The following is an 18,839-nucleotide window of genomic DNA, read 5'->3' as shown; positions in this document are numbered from 1 at the left end:
ATATCAATTCGATTATCTTTTAGAAGTTGATAGAATAGTGAATGTTAATCTCCTAATTCAGTTTCCAAAAATTCATTTGTGAATGTATTTTTTTTAACGACTTGCTGGCAGAATGCAACTTGTTGCTTATTTTTGAAAATTGAAACCCTTAGTGCGACAATTAAAGGAAAACCTATCATGGATCTTTTGAAAAAATGGTATCTAGATTGATGATCCATCATTAGAAAAATGTAAATTGTATTATCTTCAAATGTATTTGTTAAATGTGTGTCCTTTGGAAAGAGTTTTAATTCAGAATATACATCCTGAATCTTTTCAAACATAAACAAGTTTTGGTAGGTATTCATTAAATTTTCATCTGATGAAATTAAAATGCGTAGTGTTTGATTTTTCCATTTTTCCGTCGGTTCTTCGACCGGGTATGGAATGTGATTTAGAAAAAAGAATTTTATAGCTGAGATATTTGAGAAAACACTATCTTGATAAATTGAATCTTGAATTCGGACTCTTGTATATATGGTTTGATTAAAATCTTTGTCACTTAAAATGCGAATTTCTGATTTTTTGTCATCGTATACACATCCATAAAAAGAAAAAACCAACAAAAGTATGATTTTATTTAGAAACATTATTTTCTAAATTTCACATAATAATCATTATCCAATGATCCCCAAAATGGTATAAACAATTCCAAACAAAATAGGAAGGATCGAATAACTAAACACATGGATGAAGTATCCACGTTTTTCACCCCATTTTTGTTTCATGGGTTCCAACTTCCAAAAAAATTCCGGTTTGTATATGCGTAAGATATAGGTTGTAGTTCCGTATAGAATAAAAAATACTCCAAGCCCGACTGTGATTAGATTCATAAGCCTCCGTATTCACTTAAGGTACGTGAGAATACGAACTTTCCAAGAAAAAAAATGGTGATGTAAAGATTTAGCTTTTCTGACGCAAGAGATCGTGGTAGAGGGAGCACATTGGGTGGCGGGTCTAGAACCCCTCCCTCAAATCAGGGCGGGGAGATTAGATTCACACAAACCACTCCAGAAATACCCGAAATTCCATTAAAAACATCAAATTCTACAAAATTAGAGAACCAAACCAAAGAGAATCCACCTAATAAACTTACCAATACAAGGTTAGGTGCCGTATGATCAAACTTCGTTACTCCCCAGAGGACAATCGATTCCATTTGCAATTTGGATATTCGAAAACTTATTTTCCAATTGCAAAGTCCATTCCAAATGGCTTTTACCATCCACGGGACAAATCTTGGTCATACCCCAATGACCCAAAAACCATTAAACAATTGTTAAATGCATTTGAACCACATGATATCAGAATTTCACCAAAAGAAATTCCCAAACAATGCGGAATTTTAGAAGATTATTTCAAAGCAACGAGAGAAAGAAATTTTACCTTTTGCACAACCAAATCCTATTACTCTCATTTATTTCGGTTGTTGGTGTTTACAGGAAAACTTCCATCGAATATTAGAATGATCGATTTAGAAAATTATCTCGATCATTTGGTAACAGAAGAAAAACCAAAAGTTGCCAGTGTAAGAGCATCCAGACAAGCCTTTATCTTCTATTTCCGCGAGGTAAGAAAACAGTTCACTCATCTAAAATTTCCAAGAATGAAGGTTGAAAACAAACTTCCCGAAGTATTATCTGCAGAAGAAACAAGGGCCATCTTTGATGCACTACCCAACCGCAAACACAAAATGTTACTTCTGATTAGTTACTCTTCAGGTCTGCGAGTCAGTGAAGTCATTCACTTAAAAATTACCGATATTGATTTTAAACGGAATATGGTTCGAGTGACACAAGGAAAAGGAAAAAAAGATAGATATACTGTTCTTGCTTCCTCACTAATAGAAGAGCTAATGGAATATTTAAAAATAAGAGAATACAATTTACTTCTTAAACATAGTTATAACGAAATGCGTTCCAATCCCTGGTTATTTCCGGGAATGCGAAATAGACCTCTTAACATTCGTACGGCGGAAACTATATTCACAAATGCTGCACGAAAGGCAAAAATCAAAAAGAAAGTCACTTTTCATAGTTTGCGCCATGCCTTCGCCACCCATCTTTTGGAACTAGGTACGGATCTCCGAATGATCCAAACCTTACTCGGACACGCAAGTGTCCGAACCACCCAAATTTATACAAAAGTTGCCAGAAGCCGGTTGGAAAATATTGCGAGTCCGTTAGATCGAATTCCCCCCACAACTGAAAAAACAAATCTCAATAAAGACTCAAAAAAAGAAATTTAATTCTCACCACCTAATAAGTTCCACTCGAGAAAAATTCCTGATCCACTTCAAACTACTAACATTCAGTAGACAAAAATCCAACTCTCTATTGTTTAATCCATTCTCATTTAAATCTAAGAAGTAGCGCGTTCCCAATTGTATTGAAGATTAAAATAATAGATCAAAAGGGCCGGGCCACTCCGGGGTTCGCTGTTCGCTCCCGTCACCAACCATCTAACGATGGCAGGTGACCAAGCCCTTCGTCTCCCTAACGCCTAAAGGCAACAAAAAGGAAATTTTAAAATCGTTTATTTCCCTTTCTGAGCCCAAAAAAAGATCAGCACAAGAATTCCAATTCCCGTAAGACCGATCAATTGCCACCAGCCACTCATTCCTACATCATGTAATCTTCTGGAACCAACACTGAGACTAGGAAGTAAGATCGCTAAAGAAAAAACTCCCCCAATCAGCGGAAGGATCATGTTCAGCGCTGCACTGATGATGATACAAGCAACAACCCACCACCAGAACTCGGGTCGTTTTGCTTTGCCACTAAAATCAGCATACTTTTGTAAACATACTTTGATCGAATCTTGGAATGACATATAGTTTTACCTTCTAATGAACTAGTAAATTTGTTTCGTCACAAACGAGGCATACTAGAAATTAATTATTTAACTTGTAAAGAAAAAAAGGAAAATTGATTAAATGTTGCAAATAGGAATTCTTATTTTTCCGGAAGTCGAAGTGATGGATTTTGCTGGCCCCTTCGAAGTATTTTCAATCGCAGAAACTAAGGATCAAAAGAAGTTATGTAATGTATTTCTAGTCGCTGAAAACCTTTCTCCAGTTAAGGCAAGAAACGGAATGATAGTTTTGCCTAACTTTCAATACACAAATTGCCCTTCTATGGACATATTAATCGTCCCGGGCGGCTACGGGGCCGAGGAGTTAGAGATCAAAAATCAAACAACTCTTAGTTGGATCAAAGCGAATTACTTAAAAGTTAAGCATTTAGCTTCTATCTGTACAGGTGCATTTCTTTTAGCAGAAATAGGGCTTTTAGATCACTTGGAAGTCACCACTCACTGGATGGACATTGAAACTCTTAAAAACAACTATCCAATGTTAAATGTAAAAGAAAACGTTAGATACACTGACAATGGAAAAATTCTAACTTCAGGAGGAATTTCCTCAGGAATCCATTTGAGTTTTTATCTCCTCCAAAAACTATTTGGATCGGAAGTAGCCTCTCGAACCGCAAAACGGATGGAATACGATTGGAGTTCAAGTTCACTGAACAAACATAAGCCATAACACTTACCCATTTCACTACTTAATTCGATTTCTATCTTCAACATGCCTAGGACGCCTTGCGTTGGCCAAAGGCTTGAATCCGCAAAGAGCTGCCGATTATCCTGTTAGTATATCGGTTAACGTAAGTTAGGCAAGGTGTCTTGCCAAATTGGCTACTCGAACTCTATCGCAAAATCGTTCGAATCCCAATACACTTTAGTCTTAAAAAACTTTTTACTTATACCAAATTTCCCAATGAATTCGAAGCCTTTCTTAAAAATGGCATGGGCGCCGAACAGCATACACGGATGTATGCGTGCGAGAGCTCTGGCCACGGAGGGCCAGGCGAACGCGAGGCGCACATGCCATTTTTAAGAAAGTATATCGTTGAAGGGGAAATTAAAAGTGGGTGGATGACGGGATTCGAACCCGCGACGACTGGTACCACAAACCAGGGCTCTACCGCTGAACTACATCCACCATTTCTATATCGTTTTGACCCGGGAGGGATTCGAACCCCCGACCAACTGCTTAGAAGGCAGTTGCTCTATCCAGCTGAGCTACCGGGTCGGATAGAACCAACTGATTCGGGATGACAGGATTTGAACCTGCGACCCTCTGTACCCAAAACAGATGCGCTACCACTGCGCTACATCCCGAGAAAGTCCTTGAATCACCAGTGTTTTTGGCTTAAGGACTGTGTCAACAAAAGGGAGATTTATTTCTTTAGGTTCTTCAATCTTTCTAAAAGGATGGGATGGTTTGGGTTCTTTTGCAGAGCTTTCCGGTAGGCCTTCCAGGCTTCTTCTGGTTTTCCAATGGTTTGCAAAAAATAACCAAAGGAGTCCAAATAGGCGGGATTGTTTGGATCCAGTTCTAAAGCTTTTTTTAATGAACGAATGGCTTCCGCACGTTCCTCGGAGTTTGGCTTTTTTTTCAAAGCCAGCAGGTAACCAAGGGAGTTCAGACTGTTTTTGTAATCAGGAGTATGCTTTAGAATCCTTCTATGGATATCAATGGCTTCTTCCAGCCGGTGTGTGTATTCATAAACATGGGCTAAAAAAGAAAGGAGTTTGGCATCATCGACCGCAACCTGTAATCTTTCTTTGATGATGGATTCGGCTGTTTCCCAATCCTTTAATTCCACAAGTGCAAATACTTTTAGGCGGTAAACATTATCCAGTTCAATAAAACCAGGGTATCCGCTGAGGATCCGATCCAAAACCTGAATCGATTTTTTGAAGTTTTTGGTCTGAAAACAACACAAAGCAAAATTGTATAAAAGGACGGGGTCTTCTGGATTTTGGAGTAAGGCCTGATCCAAAAGATTCAGTGCCATGGCATAATTGCCCTTGTTCATGTATCCGAGGTAGTCAGTTTCTTCTGCCATGGGTTCTACTTAGATTGTAATTCCGTAAGTCGTTTTTTTTCTGTAAGATCCAATTGAATGGGAGTCACTGGAAGTTTTCCTTGGTAATAGGCTTCAAAGTCAGTTCCTATTTCGTCGTCGTGTCCAAGCAAACTTCCGTTTAATTGAAATTCGCTGACACCTTCAATGATTTGTTTTTTTTCATATTTTTCGGAGTAACGACGTCGACCAAGTCTCGTAAATACGATTTCATCCAATGTGCCTGAACCAGAAATTTCGGGAGGAAAGTTTAAATTCCAAACTTCACCGGACTGGATCTGTGATTTGTATTTGTTTAAAAAAGATAAAACCAGTTCCGCTTCTCTTGTATAATCATCCTCTGGATCAATACGACCGGAACTGACCGCAAGTGATGGAATTCCATGAAGGGCACCATGTTTGGCAGCACCGACTGTTCCCGAATAATGGACATCATATCCCATATTCACACCACGATTGATCCCGGAGATCACGAAGTCAATTTTTGGAAAAATTTCTGCATACAATCCAATGTTCACACAATCCGCAGGAAATCCATCCGCGATGTAATGATTGTCGTTGATCCGTTCGACTCGCATTCCTTGAAACACTGTCAGCGCCATGGAAGTGACAGAACGTTCTTTTAAAGGGGCAATGAGATATGTATTATAAGATTTACCGAGAACTCGTTCTAACGCTTTGATTCCGGCGGAAGAAATTCCGTCGTCATTTGTGATGAGTAAATTCAAACTAAAAACCGCCCGAAATCGATTGGAGAATATTGGTTGCTGTATATAGATTCATTAGAAAAGGAAATAAAATGGTTAATCCCAAAGCATAAAACGAAAATCGAAGAGAATCGCGATTTCGTAATTCATAAATAGATTTAAGTCCACGAGAAAGGGACAGGCTATAAAGAAATACGAACGTTAAAAGTAAAAAGAATCCTGTTCCAAGTCCAGAAAGACCGACAGCATGAAAAACAATGCTAACAGGAGCAAATAACAGAAACAATACGACCGAATGTCTAGAAAATAGAAGTAAAAACAGCAATTTCTGTGATCTTCCTTTCTTTTGCACATAGTAGTCTGCTACCAATGCATAAAAGAAAGGGAAAAAACGAAACATAAACAAATTGGCGATAAATCCAAAAAACAGAAATGATATAGTGGAAATGGTATAAGGAGCAGAAAGGATACTCATCCCCACTGACAAAGACAAGGCCGCCAAAACAGAGAACAACCAATTGGATAAAGGACTTTTTGCAAAAGGAATTTCTTGGATCTCCTCCGAATACCGAAGCGGATCCAAAAATACCAATTCCAATACATCAACTAAGTCGAAGAAAAAATCTCTCATAACATTAATTTTCCAAGTGCTGTTGGTAAAATCACCAAAACCTGTGATTGGATGAGAGATTTGATTTTGGAAACATGGGATTTGTCTCCCAAAAAGCTAACACCAATTGATTGTAAAAAACGATCAAAAGGAGAAATCTCTTGTTCAAACAGTGGAATGAGACCATCGTATTGGCAAAGTTCAGAAAGTTTTTTATGAGCTTCCCGTCGTCCACCTATGTCGTCCACAAGTTTGTTACGGAATGCATCTTCGCCTGAATAGATTTTTCCTTCTGCTAACTCTTCGATGGACTTAACCGTTTTGTTTCTTCCTTTGGCAACATCTTCCACAAACTTGCGATAGGTGTCTTGTAACTGTTTTCCAATCATATCATCTTCTTCGTTTGTCGAATCACGGAAAGGAGAATACATATCTTTGTATTTCCCTGCTTTGTAGGTGCGAACCCCTACCCCATAACGATCCAAAAGTCCCTTCACGTTAGGTGCAAAGGAAATCACTCCAATGGATCCCGTGATGGTTCCGTTTTGTGCAAAGATATAGTCGGAGGCCGCGGCAATATAATAACCACCGGAGGCCGCCACGTCTTTCATACTTACCACAATTTTTTTGGTTTTACGCAAATGAAGGAGTTCGTTGAAAATTTCTTGCGAAGCAGCTACTGTTCCGCCTGGGGAATTGATCTCAAGTAAGATTCCTTTGACATTTCCATCCTCTTCCAATTCGCGTAATTGGCGTAAAACGGTATCAGCACCCGTAGAGTCAAAAGTGGATTCCCCTGAATGGATCTCACCTACGATCGGTATGACGACAGCTCCAATTTCACTGGCCTGGAAAAGACCACCACCGGTTCCACTAGAGAAACGGGCTAGGCTAGATCCAGATACCAGGATGGCAATTCCGAGAATTGTGGCAATGGTGGAGAACAAAAAGGAGAGAAAGAGAAGAAATTGGTTTCTTTCCATAAACTCCCACAAGCAAAACCTTGCAAAAACCCGAGTCAACTTTAATAATTCTTTACTTTTTTTTAGAAAAAGTTTATTTTCCTTGTACGCGCTAACCGAAAATTAGATAGGTAGTCATAGGATTTATGTCCAGGCACCGCCGAGACATAAGGCCATTACCAAGGAAGGTAGGACATGGATGTTCGTCTCAATCGTCTCCTCAACTCAGCCGAAAAACTAATCCAGGACAAAAAGGAATCGAAAGATGTCTCTGGAAAATCAGGAGTTCCTGTACAAAAGTCAGAAGAAAAGTCCGACTTTATTGTCAGCCTACCTGTTCAGTATCACAATATACAATCGCGACTCACAGAGTTGCAAAAACAACTTTCAAAGGAACAATCTAGAATTGGACTTTTGGAAGATTCCACTCAGGAAGAAGACAAACTCAAAGAACTTCTTTTTGAAGGAGAACCACTATTCCCAGAGTTAGGTGATAGTAAAATAACCAAACCTGAAATTTTAGAAAATAGCAAAGGGAATATCTCAAGCCTACTTGCAGAACTAAAGAAAAAGGAAGTAGAAAGCGAAAATATCTTTTCCCTTGGAATGATGTTAAACCCAGAAGAGTTCAACGGTAAAATTGGGACTTTGTCTGCTTCTTCTATGAAGCCAATTTCTGAAACAATGGTGAAACGACTCCTCGGCAATTAATTGGAATTAAAACGTAGTCTCAATACATTTGATTCCATCTCCGTCCTGTTCTCTTCTATGGTTGGATCAGGAATATTTTTCACTTCCGGGTATTTAATCAAAGAAACCGGAAACCTCTGGATTGTTTTGTTCTGTTGGATTGTGGGCGGAATTTTAGCCCTCTCTGGTTCCATTACTTATGCTTATGCAGCCCGCCTCCTCCCTTTTGCTGGTGGCGATTACGTTTACTTAAAAGTAGCTTATTCTCCTGCCATTGCTTTTATGAGTGGTTGGTCTTCCTTACTCACCAATTTTTCTGCCTGCGTATCTGTACTCGCTCTTGCCTTTGGAAAGTATGTTCAAATTTTATTTCCAGAACTTCCTGTTTGGGAATCACCTACATACACCTTACTTGGGTTAGATTTACAAATCAGCTCGATTACTTTTATTGGTGTTATACCGATTTTATTTTTTAGCATTCTCAACTTCTTTGGAATTAAGTCTGCCGTTCGCGTACAGAATGTTTTTGCTGTCTTAAAAATTACGGGCCTCCTTCTTTTTCTAGCACTTGGGTTTTCTATCGGAAATACCAATTGGTCTTATTTATGGAACACTCCTTTTCCCAATCTAATGGAACTTTCTTTTTACTCCAAAGTTTTGATTGGGATCGTTCCTGTTTCCTTCTCTTACTTGGGATGGAATATGATTACTTATATCGCAGAAGAAGTGAAAGACCCGGAAAAAACCATTGTCCGTTCTGCCATCTCCGCTTGTTTTCTCGTCGCGGGTTTGTATTTTGCGATCAACTTACTTTTTGTTATTTCTGCTCCGATTGAAGAATTAGCGGGCCAAGACGGGATTGGCGCCATCGCCTTTCAAAAGTTATTTGGAGTTAACTATTCAATTTTAACTACGAGTTTTATTGCTTGGGTGATTTTGGGATCTATGTCGGCCATTCTCATTGGAGGAAGTCGAGTGTATTTTGCGATGGCAAGAGATGGAGTCTTCCTTCCTTCTTTTTCCAAGATCCATCCCAAATGGCATAGTCCTTATGTTTCGATATTTTTTCAGGCCTTTGTTGCGATTCTCTTTTTGTTTGTCAAAGAAATTGAAGCACTCCTCTATATGATCACTTGTTCGATTTTGATTTTGTCGTGCCTCACAGCAGCCACTCCCTTTCGGTTTGAAAGGATGGGAATGAAATCGGATTATAAAATTCCTTTGTATCCTTTGCCCATTTTCCTATATATTTTGGCAAACGTCGCAGTGATGACCATTCTCTTTATCGAAAAACCGGTGACGGCAGGATGGGGGCTAATGATCACCTTGATAGCCCTTCCTATTTATTATGTATTTCGATTAGATAAAAAACTAGCAAATGTTAAGAGTAACGGAAATCCAAGTATCTAAGCCACTGCCATAAAGGTTCTACCGATGATGGGCATCACATCATCTTTTGCTAATACCCAAACCACATCCCCACCTTTCACTTGTGTGTTGCCGGAAGGAATCAAAAATTGTTCCCCTCTTGCAATGAGTAGAATGTGAGATTGTTCGGGAAGTTTGATTTCAAACAACGCTTTGTCCACGATACTAGAGTTATATGGAACGATCAACTCTTGTAAGGTCATTCCAGGGAACTCAATGTTATCAAAATCTGTGGGATGATAGATTTTACGATCTGGATCTTTCTTTAATATTCCTAACCACTGCGCCACTTTGGGAATAAGGGAACCTTGGATGAGAAGAGAAACAAGAACCACAAAAAATACAATATGAAAAAGTAAATCACCCCAAACCAAACCTTGGGCAATGGGAAATGTTGCAAGGATGATGGGTGAGGCCCCACGTAATCCCACCCAAGATATAAATAACTTTTCTTTGACCGGTAGCTTCACACGCAATAATGAAATAAACACAGCAACTGGTCTTGCAAAAAGAATGAGTAATACCCCGATGAGAAGTCCTGGTACCCAAATATTGGCCATCCGAGAAGGATAAACCAAAAGACCAAAACAAAGAAACATACCTATTTGTAAGATCCAAACATATCCGTTTAAAAAACGAAAGATGGATTTTTTGTGAATGAATTTGTTACGACCAACAATGATCCCTGCGATATAAACTGCTAAAAATCCATTCCCTTGGAACACGGTAGTCACTGCATAAATAAAAGGAACAGAAGCTGTAATAAAAACTAAATATAAACCATCATATCCAAGTTTGACGGAGTTCATTAAATAAAGAATGAGGATACCTAAACTATACCCCATCATCGCACCCACAAGCACCTGCATGACAAAAAACCTAAAAAATTGGAACCCACTAAAACTTGCATCTGCAGAAATTAAATTCATAAAGATGGTAGTGAGTAGTACACCTACGGCATCGTTGGAACCAGATTCAAACTCGATGATTTTTCTAAGATGAACAGGAAGGTCAGAAGAGTCTGTTTTGAAAATATTAAAAACAGATGCTGCATCTGTTGCACTGACAATGGAACCGAGTAAAAACGATTCCATAAATCCAAGGACAGGAAATAAATAATGGATGAGAACACCTAAAATCAGAGCAGTAAGGATGGTTCCTATGACAGACAAACGAATTCCAACAGCCAAAAAGTTTTTAAGACTATCCCATTCGCTTTCGAGTCCGCCCAAAAACAAAATATAAATTAGAGCAAAAATCCCGATCGACTGGGCCAATCCATAATCACTAAAGTCAATTTGTCCGGGGCCATCAGAACCAGCTAACATGCCGAATGTTAAAAAAATGAGTAAGATAGGAAATCCAAAACGAAAGAAAAGTTTACTCGAAAGAATAGAAAATAAAATGAGAGTAGAAATGACAAGGGCTTGTAAGGTAAAACTATCGATCATGTTTATTCCTTAGACGATGAGAAAGGGTTATCGTCTGGAAGAAAGTATCTCTAAAGCCTTAGCTTTGAGAATGGGATGAACGACAAAATCATCTGGATTTAATGGACGAGAGTCGGTAGCTCCCGAGGATTCCGCTTGGTTTGCTGGTGTGGGAAGTTTCCATTTGTCACGACCAAGCCAAACAGAGAGCGCATAAACCATACGTTGGAAAATTTCGTCCACTTTGTCCTGTCTGCCTGCCTTTTTGTAGTATCCAAAGGCCAACATGGGAAGTTTCCGATCGTACATAAAATGATCACCTAGACGAATGAGGCCATCTTTGTAGTCAGTTTTGAGGAAGAGTTCACGTGCTTTACGAATATCGCCTGCGTTGAAGGCAGTATTTGCTTCGCGAATCAGTGCTGCTCTTTCCTTGGAGTCCATACAAAGAGTATCGAACCAATTTCCGAAATTGACAACTGAAAATTGTCTAAAAGTATGCAATTACCAGGAGAGAAATTTATGTTGGAAGTAGGGAAAAAAGCCCCCAATTTTACAAGTATCAACCAAAACGGCGAAAAAGTAAAACTCGCAGACCTAACAGGAAAAAATGGGATCGTTGTCTATTTTTATCCCAGAGATATGACACCAGGATGTACAACAGAAGCTTGTGACTTCCGTGACAATTTTGCACGTCTGAAAAAATTTGGGTACAACGTAGTGGGAATCTCCAAAGACAATCCCAAATCCCATACCAAGTTTATCGAAAAACAAAACCTCAATTTTGATCTCATCTCTGACGAATCGGGAGAAATTTGTGAGGCCTATGATGTTTGGAGAGAGAAAGTTTTTATGGGAAGAAGAGGATTGGGAATCGTAAGATCCAGCTTCCTTCTCGATAGTTCTCTCAAAATCAAAAAAATCTATGACAGCGTGAAGGTAAAAGGACACGTTGAAGAAATCATCAAAGACATTCAGGAAATCCAAGGGAAATGAAAATAGAAATCTCTCCACTCCAAATCCAAATCGGTTCCCCTAAATCTGGAACATACTACAAACTCATCCCCATCTTCCAAGAGGATGTCAAAGAAGAACTGGGGAAAAAATTCCCAGTCCAAATCGAAACCAAAGTTTTTTCTGGAGAACTTGGAAAAGAATTTCGAGATGAGACAAGCCAGACCATCTATCTAGGATTAGGTGAAAAAGAAAAACTCAACTTTAGAAAGTTTATTTCCCATTTTTTCAAATACGGAGAAAAAATACTAAGTTATGACGGAATGGGACTTGAGATCATTATTTCAAAATCCCTTTCTAAAAAGTTTTCTGCGGATCGTATCGCTTACCAAATTGCAAATACTCTTTTTATAGGAAGTTATCCTGTTTCTGTTTTACAAACAAAGAAAAAAGACAAAAAGAAAGTGGGAGCGGTGTATCTAAAGTTCGAAGACAAATCAGTCACTACCCTCGCAGAATCAGGACTTTCCAAAAGTAAAATTGTCGCAAAACACGTAAATGGTGCTCGTCACATTGCCCACCTCCCCGCAAACTACTTCACTCCCGATGATTTTGTTTCCCGTTCTAAAGAGATCGCAAAAGAATACAAACTTTCCATCAAAGTATGGGACGAACCTCAATTGAAAAAAGAAGGTCTTGGTGGAATTTTGGCCGTGGCACGTGGGTCTGAGCTCAATGGCAAGATGGTCATTTTAGAATACAAACCGGCCAAAGCCAAAAAGAAATTCGCCATCGTAGGAAAAGGATTAACCTTTGATACAGGAGGAATTTCTTTAAAACCGCCTGGTGAAATGCATGAAATGAAATACGATATGTGTGGAGCCGCAGCCACCATACACGCGATTGGTGCCATTGCCGCACTAGAACTTCCCATCCACATTGTTGCTGCGATTGGTGTGGCAGAAAATATGCCAGATGGTAAGGCAATCAAACCAGGTGATGTGTATACAGCGTACAATGGAACCACTGTGGAAGTACAAAACACAGATGCAGAAGGAAGACTTGTACTCGGTGATGTATTGTCCTATGTTTCCAAAAACTACAAACCGGACTATATGGTGGATTTAGCAACCCTCACAGGGGCTGTGATCATTGCTCTTGGCCATGAAGCGGCTGCCATCCTTACCAATTCAGATCCACTTCGGGAAGCCCTCTTCAAAGCATCTGATGCTTCGGATGATCGTGTTTGGGAACTTCCTCTTTGGGAAGAATATGGGGAAGATTTGAAATCAGACATTGCTGACCTAAAAAACATCACTGGTGGTGGAAAAGGTGCAGGGACTATTTCTGCAGGAATTTTTCTTTCTAAGTTTGTGGATGAGTCAATCAACTGGGCCCATATTGACATTGCAGGTGCTGCCTGGAGAAAGAAAAAATCGGGGACCCAATTCAGTGGACCGACTGGCTACGGAGTACGTTTGTTAGTGGATCTTGCGAACGAACTATCAAAGAAATAACCAAATTCAAAAATATAGAACCTGGTTTTTCGGGTTCTATGTTTATCTACTTCTTAATCTCAAACAATTTCCTATATATACAATTCATTCTTAAAATTAGCAAATTTTATTTAGAATGTTTACTTAAAACAATTTTGTGAACACTGTACATAAGGATGACAGTGATTACGATGGCCGTTGCTACCACATAACCTAAAATATCGTACCTTTCCATATAACCACTGGAAGTTTGGACAACAATGAGTCCTGCAACGGAGGCTGCAATTCCACCGGAAATTTGTTGGATGGAGGAACTGATCGACATAAAGGCACCTCGGTCATGTAAATCAGGAACAGCAGAAGTCATCGCATTGGCTGAAATCATTCGTGCGGCAACAAACACAAAAAGAAGGGAATTCACTAAAACTACAATTGGTAATGCAGTGACTCCCATTTTTGTATAATAAATAATGATACACGCAGCTATTCCTGAAGCAATCACGAACATTCTGTACTTTCCAATGGCATCACTGAGCCTTCCCATAATTGGTCCACCTAACATAGAAACCACCCCAGTGACCATATATACTAAAGGAAGATCTTCTAATTTTACCCCGAGATTGTGGACAGAAAATGCGGAACCAAATGGCATTAACATAAAACCACCAGTTGCAAGTAAGGTTGTGGCAACAAAGGCTGGTAAATATTTAGGTTGAGTCAGTGTTTTGATTAGGTGATGGAAGGCATGAGTATCTACTTTATTATCAAGATGGGTTGTGACTGGCTTTAAATAGAAAAATATGACAAACCCAACAAATCCACTGATACCTGCAATCATAAGGAAGGGAGATTGCCATCCCCATAAATTGGAAATATAAATACCGATGGGAAGACCAAATACTTGGCTTGCGGCGAAGGCAGTCATAATAAATCCCATCACCCTTCCCCTCACTTGCAAAGGAAACAAATCGGCAACGATGGCAAAGGAAATGGAAGAAAGAACACCGGCAAATAATCCGGTCAAAATTCGGGCTCCGAGTAAAAAGATATAATTCGTTGCAATTCCACAGAGAAAGGTTGCGATTACAAATCCAATGTAAAAAAATAATAACATCTTCTTACGGTCAAAACGATCAGCAAAACCTGCAGCTAAGATTCCGGAGATTCCTGCGCTAAACGCATAGGCAGAAACCACAAATCCAAATTGTTGAGTTGTGATTTGTAGTTCTTGCATCACCAAAACTCCCAAGGGAGAGAGAATCATAAAATCAAGGACTACTGTGAATTGCAAAAAGGCAAGGATGCCCACTACGAAAACATGATATTTAGAAAACTTAAAATCCATGGTATGTAAATAAATACCTTTTGATCAATTTTTAACAATTCTAAAAACAAGAAATAGTTCGATTAAATGTGAATTTCTTGGTCTATCATTTCCTTTAATTTCAGAACTTGAGGATTTTCGGGTGCCAAGGCTAGTAACCTATCAAAAATCTTTTTAGCTCTATCTGACTTTCTAGAAAGCCGATAACATTCTACCAAATTGATTAAATTTCTTATGTGTTTTGGATCCCTGGCCCGTAACCTTTCTGCAAGATCAATTGCCTTTTTTATGTTTTTCGATTTTCGATAAGCAAAACTTAGTTGAAGGAGAATTTCATTGTCAGTGACAAAATAAGGAAAAACCGATTCTAAAGTTTCGACAGCAACATCATACTTTTTCAGTAGTAAAGAAATTCGAGATTTTTCTCTGATTAAGTTGATACGAACATCGTCATTCAACGTATCATTGGACAGTAAAGATTCGATCATTTGAAATGCTTCTTCGGCATTTCCTTTTTCGAGTAGGTCTTTTACTTTTCCATATACATAATCATCTGAAGATTGATCAAAAAGTGATTCCCTGGACACACGTTTGAATGAACCAAGCCATTCTAACCTAAGAATCGTTAGGTCATCCGATAAAGATCCGATTTCGAGTAAGTTTTCAACGATCAAATTCAAATCACCATTTGATTTCTCTACCGCTAACGGAAATTTTGTTTCATCCTCATTGATTTGTCGAATTCCATCTTCGGAATCTAACAATACCAAATCATCTCGACCATCGGAACCTATAAAAATAACATCACCTTTCTCAAGTGGAAAAATGCGGACGCGGACATCTCCGTCCATTCCCTTGGTTCCGATTTTTCTGAGTTCCAATTCATCTTCAATGAACGAAGCCGCACCATCACGATATAATACTGTCCAAGGATGTTCTGCATTCAGATAATACAAAACTCCGGTTTCCTCTTCGATAAGACCAAGTACAACCGAGACCAACATGGATCCGTCAAAGGATTCAAATATAGTTTGGAGTTCATAAAAACATTCTTTGATCCATCGTTCTGGAGATTTATTTTGGCTCTCTAAAATGATTTGAGTACGTTTGATAAATGATAAAAATACAACACCGAGTACAAGAGCCCCTCCCGCACCTTGAATGGATTTCCCCATTGCATCCCCGTTAATAAACACCAAATAGGTTTTGCCATTTAAAGTGATGGAATCACTGATAATGATATCTCCACCGATTTCTCTTTTTTTACCCTTAAACTCGAATTCTTTTTTTTGTTTCACATAGGAATGAATTAGGACATTGGAAGATTCCGCTTTTCCTTTACTTAAGGGATCCAAAAGTAAAGAAGTCAGAAAATAATCTCCATCTTGTTGTACTTTTAATTCCTGTACTTTGGTTAATGTATTTTGTAATTCGTTTGTTCTTTCTTCTACTTTTTTCTCTAAACTTAAATTGAGTTCCTCGACCTGTCTATGGACACGTAAAAAACGATTTGCCAGTACCACCGCAATCCCCAATACAAAGGTCAAAAATCCAAATCTTAGCAAATTTAGATTTTGGAAAGGCAACAAACCAGTGGCACCTAACACATCCCATGTTCCTGTACCCAAGAGAAAAATCAAACCAAGCAAAAGTCGTTTCGCATCTTTATTATTTTTTCTTACCGCAGAAATGGTTAAATATAACAACATAACTGCGAATAGAAGAACGGAAATCTGCCAGACCCTAAGGATCATCACAGAAACTGCACGAGAAACAAAAATCTGACTGACACTCAAAAACAAACTAAAATAAAAATATACTTTAGAAATGATACTGATTCGCGAACGAAAAAATAAATCGGCAAAAATTAACAACCATACGGGAGTTAAAAATACTACAAAATATTCGATTCTTGATTGTGTGAAAGGATCTAATCCAAATCGATAAATTCCCTGAGATCGAAAAATCATATAAACAGCCAAAAATATGGAAAATAAAGCATAATATAGGTTATACGATTCTTGTCTACGTTTCCAATAAAACAATCCGTGATAGATCCCTACAAAAAAATACAAAAACAATAACATATAGGTTTCATATTCATCGACTATATTCAAATGTTCGGATGCTAAATCGATATTTGCGGGAAAATCATTAAATAGTTTGTATACGTTTAGTTCTTCACCATCTTCGGCAGCTACCAAAATCCGAATTTGATTTTGGCCTACTTTTAGTAAGTTTCGATTTAATCGAATGATGATATGTCTTTTATAACCACTTGTTGTGATGACATCATCTTTAATGACACCACCAGAAGAAATCAATGTATCGTTCAGATAAATTTCAAAACAATTCGATATATAAGGAATGTGCAAACTAAACGCATCGTCTTCTGCTTTTTTAAAATCTGTTGGTGACAACAAAATGGATTTGATCATTGTGATCTTGCGAAGTTGATTGGGTTCCCAGTCAAAACTAGAGTTAATGGTTGATAACGGAAGTGTGTCTAACTGTTTCCATTTTGAAAAATCTTTTGGATCTTTTAATTCAAATCCCTTAGTCACCAACCAGTTTTTTGTTAAATCAATCGGCAAAGAAAAAATCGAGTTCGCGATCAAAAGAAATAAAAAAATAGCAAATAAATTTTGCTTCATATCAAACTTAATTGGAACTCAATTTTTGTATTAAAAGTATCTTCGAATAGATCTTTTTTTTCGGATACTGACCATAATTCTAAATTCGGATCCTCTCCTTTTTTATGATACAAACGACAGACTACTTTTCCTCGTTCTACAACAGCATCCAATCTTTCAATAATGGATTTTTCTGATCGGTCAAGGCCATCCCCAATACGAAGAAAAGCTGCCAGTTTTTTGACAAGTAGTTGGTCCTCGGGCCGAAGTGCCTTAAACTCTTCATGTTTCCCTTTGGGCCCACCCTTTCTATGATAACGAGCGATGAGAGCGATGATTTCAATTTCAGCATTGGAAAATCCTACCATGGCTTCAGAATTTCTGATAATATAATAACTATGTTTGTGGTAGTTGTGGTGCGAAATACAAAGGCCAACTTGGTGCAAATAACAAGCCGTCTCCAAATAATCACGTTCCAAATTTCCAAGACCATGTAAATCCTTCAAATCATCAAACATCTGCAAGGTGATTTTCACCACTGCTTCTGCATGCTGTTTTCCTTTAGGATAAAGGTTGGCAACGGTTTTGATGGCCTTTTCACGAATATTGTCCAGGGGTGGTAAAGAGGAATCTTTATGACGAAACCAAGATTCAATGGTATCATACACAATCCCTTCCCTGAGAGCAAAATCACTCACAGTAAAAGAAGGAGCTTTGATCCTTTGCAAAACTTCATCCAAAACCAAAACCCCACCAACAATGATGTCCCCTCTTTTGGCATCAAGGCCTGGAATTTTAAGTCGTTTTTTCAAGCTATCAGCATCTAATACTTGTTTGCGGGCTTCCTTAAAAAGATCAATAGGGATTTCTGTTCCGTTCAATCTGTCCCTTTTTTCCATCTTTTTTTCCAGAACAATGGAGGTCACAGAAGAGATGGTTCCCGAACTCCCCACCACCATAAAAGGTTTCCAAGTTTCAATTTGAGGTAAAAAGGCAGATAAAACCGATTCAATATGAATCCGACATTTTTGGATGTCAGTCGGACTGATGGGATCTTTTTTTAGATACTTTTCTGTTAAACGAATGGCACCAAGTTTTAAACTAGTAGAAAAAAGGATCTCCCCCTTTTCTCCCACAAGAAGTTCTGTACTCCCTCCCCCAATGTCGATGAGTAGGATTCGTTTGTCATAAACCGGAAGGCCTTGTAAAATTCCGAGGTAAATCAACCTTGCTTCTTCATTTCCAGAGACCACTTGGATTTGAATGCCCGTTTCCTTTTCGGCTCGGTCAAGAAATACCTGGCGGTTCTCTGCTTCCCGAAGAGCACTTGTGGCAACAGCACGAATTTCGGCCTGATAGGAATCCGCAAGGGTGCGAAATCGTTTGAGACAAGCAAGTCCCCGCTCCATGGCATCTTCTTGGATGACCGCATAATCACTGCTACCACTCCCTAGCCGCACCGATTCTTTTTCTTTGGTAAGATATTCGAGTGTACCATCCGGTCTTAGTTTTACGACAACGATGTGGAAGGAATTGGTGCCCAAATCAATGGCAGCAAGGATCTTTTCCGTGCGAAATGCCTGGTTTGGTTTTCGTAAGATTTGTGAGAAAGGTAGCATTTTGTATCTAACTAGC

18 protein-coding genes and 3 tRNA genes are annotated in these 18,839 nt (G+C 38.7%); 6 read left to right on the top strand and 15 right to left on the bottom strand.

The window, feature by feature from the left end:
- Positions 1-44 precede the first annotated feature (44 nt).
- Together EHQ24_RS13635 and EHQ24_RS13630 are read right to left on the bottom strand one after the other, a co-directional pair.
- Entirely contained in the window at positions 45-629 is a 585-nt protein-coding gene (locus EHQ24_RS13635) for a hypothetical protein (RefSeq protein ID WP_135602125.1), read from the bottom strand.
- A gap of 27 nt (positions 630-656) precedes the next feature.
- Positions 657-872 (bottom strand): hypothetical protein, encoded by a 216-nt coding sequence (locus tag EHQ24_RS13630; protein WP_135602124.1) that lies wholly within the window; start codon positions 870-872, stop codon positions 657-659.
- Positions 873-1,156: 284 nt separating this feature from the next.
- On the opposite strand from EHQ24_RS13630, the gene EHQ24_RS13625 reads away from it, so the two are divergent.
- The gene (locus EHQ24_RS13625; protein WP_135602123.1) at positions 1,157-2,287 is read left to right on the top strand and encodes a tyrosine-type recombinase/integrase; all 1,131 of its coding nucleotides are present in this window, start codon (positions 1,157-1,159) and stop codon (positions 2,285-2,287) included.
- Positions 2,288-2,574: 287 nt separating this feature from the next.
- On the opposite strand, the gene EHQ24_RS13620 is transcribed toward EHQ24_RS13625, so the two are convergent.
- Positions 2,575-2,871 (bottom strand): DUF805 domain-containing protein, encoded by a 297-nt coding sequence (locus tag EHQ24_RS13620; RefSeq protein WP_135602122.1) that lies wholly within the window; start codon positions 2,869-2,871, stop codon positions 2,575-2,577.
- 103 nt (positions 2,872-2,974) lie between these two features.
- Between EHQ24_RS13620 and EHQ24_RS13615 the strand changes: the two genes are divergently transcribed.
- Complete coding sequence (locus EHQ24_RS13615) at positions 2,975-3,583, top strand: DJ-1/PfpI family protein (RefSeq protein ID WP_135602121.1); 609 nt, start codon at positions 2,975-2,977, stop codon at positions 3,581-3,583.
- Between the two features lie 387 nt (positions 3,584-3,970).
- Here the strand turns inward: EHQ24_RS13615 and EHQ24_RS13610 are convergent.
- The 7 genes from EHQ24_RS13610 to sppA all read right to left on the bottom strand — a co-directional run bounded on the left by EHQ24_RS13610 (position 3,971) and on the right by sppA (position 7,270).
- Positions 3,971-4,042, bottom strand: a tRNA-His gene (locus EHQ24_RS13610).
- A 16-nt stretch (positions 4,043-4,058) separates the two neighbouring features.
- Positions 4,059-4,132: transfer RNA gene (locus EHQ24_RS13605), tRNA-Arg, on the bottom strand.
- Positions 4,133-4,149: 17 nt separating this feature from the next.
- Positions 4,150-4,221: transfer RNA gene (locus EHQ24_RS13600), tRNA-Pro, on the bottom strand.
- Positions 4,222-4,280: 59 nt separating this feature from the next.
- A complete protein-coding gene (locus tag EHQ24_RS13595) occupies positions 4,281-4,952 on the bottom strand; it encodes a tetratricopeptide repeat protein (protein WP_135602120.1) in 672 nt (223 codons plus the stop codon).
- Between the two features lie 5 nt (positions 4,953-4,957).
- The gene (gene surE, locus EHQ24_RS13590; RefSeq protein ID WP_135602119.1) at positions 4,958-5,698 is read right to left on the bottom strand and encodes a 5'/3'-nucleotidase SurE; all 741 of its coding nucleotides are present in this window, start codon (positions 5,696-5,698) and stop codon (positions 4,958-4,960) included.
- Position 5,699: 1 nt separating this feature from the next.
- On the bottom strand, positions 5,700-6,308 hold the full coding sequence (locus EHQ24_RS13585; RefSeq protein WP_135602118.1) for a hypothetical protein: 609 nt from the start codon (positions 6,306-6,308) through the stop codon (positions 5,700-5,702).
- Complete coding sequence (gene sppA, locus EHQ24_RS13580) at positions 6,305-7,270, bottom strand: signal peptide peptidase SppA (protein ID WP_135602117.1); 966 nt, start codon at positions 7,268-7,270, stop codon at positions 6,305-6,307. Before sppA ends, EHQ24_RS13585 begins: the two co-directional genes overlap by 4 nt.
- A gap of 174 nt (positions 7,271-7,444) precedes the next feature.
- On the opposite strand from sppA, the gene EHQ24_RS13575 reads away from it, so the two are divergent.
- Together EHQ24_RS13575 and EHQ24_RS13570 are read left to right on the top strand one after the other, a co-directional pair.
- Positions 7,445-7,960: an LIC10415 family protein gene (locus EHQ24_RS13575; protein WP_135602116.1), complete on the top strand. Its 516-nt coding sequence runs from the start codon at positions 7,445-7,447 to the stop codon at positions 7,958-7,960.
- A complete protein-coding gene (locus EHQ24_RS13570) occupies positions 7,961-9,349 on the top strand; it encodes an APC family permease (protein ID WP_135602115.1) in 1,389 nt (462 codons plus the stop codon).
- Here EHQ24_RS13570 and EHQ24_RS13565 read toward each other — a convergent pair.
- On the bottom strand, positions 9,346-10,818 hold the full coding sequence (locus EHQ24_RS13565; RefSeq protein WP_135602114.1) for a potassium/proton antiporter: 1,473 nt from the start codon (positions 10,816-10,818) through the stop codon (positions 9,346-9,348). The genes EHQ24_RS13570 and EHQ24_RS13565 overlap by 4 nt on opposite strands.
- Before the next feature lie 27 nt (positions 10,819-10,845).
- The gene (locus EHQ24_RS13560) at positions 10,846-11,241 is read right to left on the bottom strand and encodes a hypothetical protein (RefSeq protein ID WP_135602113.1); all 396 of its coding nucleotides are present in this window, start codon (positions 11,239-11,241) and stop codon (positions 10,846-10,848) included.
- Between the two features lie 78 nt (positions 11,242-11,319).
- On the opposite strand from EHQ24_RS13560, the gene bcp reads away from it, so the two are divergent.
- Both bcp and EHQ24_RS13550 read left to right on the top strand, forming a co-directional pair.
- Positions 11,320-11,793, top strand: coding sequence for a thioredoxin-dependent thiol peroxidase (gene bcp / locus EHQ24_RS13555; protein ID WP_135602473.1), 474 nt, complete (start codon positions 11,320-11,322; stop codon positions 11,791-11,793).
- The gene (locus EHQ24_RS13550) at positions 11,790-13,268 is read left to right on the top strand and encodes a leucyl aminopeptidase (RefSeq protein WP_135602112.1); all 1,479 of its coding nucleotides are present in this window, start codon (positions 11,790-11,792) and stop codon (positions 13,266-13,268) included. Before bcp ends, EHQ24_RS13550 begins: the two co-directional genes overlap by 4 nt.
- A gap of 106 nt (positions 13,269-13,374) precedes the next feature.
- Here EHQ24_RS13550 and EHQ24_RS13545 read toward each other — a convergent pair whose 3' ends face one another.
- The 3 genes from EHQ24_RS13545 to EHQ24_RS13535 all read right to left on the bottom strand — a co-directional run bounded on the left by EHQ24_RS13545 (position 13,375) and on the right by EHQ24_RS13535 (position 18,823).
- A complete protein-coding gene (locus EHQ24_RS13545) occupies positions 13,375-14,592 on the bottom strand; it encodes an MFS transporter (RefSeq protein WP_135602111.1) in 1,218 nt (405 codons plus the stop codon).
- A 62-nt stretch (positions 14,593-14,654) separates the two neighbouring features.
- A complete protein-coding gene (locus EHQ24_RS13540; protein WP_135602110.1) occupies positions 14,655-17,225 on the bottom strand; it encodes a SpoIIE family protein phosphatase in 2,571 nt (856 codons plus the stop codon).
- Entirely contained in the window at positions 17,222-18,823 is a 1,602-nt protein-coding gene (locus EHQ24_RS13535) for a Ppx/GppA phosphatase family protein (RefSeq protein ID WP_135602109.1), read from the bottom strand. Before EHQ24_RS13535 ends, EHQ24_RS13540 begins: the two co-directional genes overlap by 4 nt.
- Between the last annotated feature and the right edge of the window lie 16 nt (positions 18,824-18,839).

It is taken from the genome of Leptospira noumeaensis, from assembly GCF_004770765.1.
GTDB classification, from domain to species: domain Bacteria; phylum Spirochaetota; class Leptospiria; order Leptospirales; family Leptospiraceae; genus Leptospira_A; species Leptospira_A noumeaensis.
The sequence above is the reverse complement of the archived record's forward strand: the minus strand, read 5'-3'. Positions and strand labels throughout refer to the sequence as shown.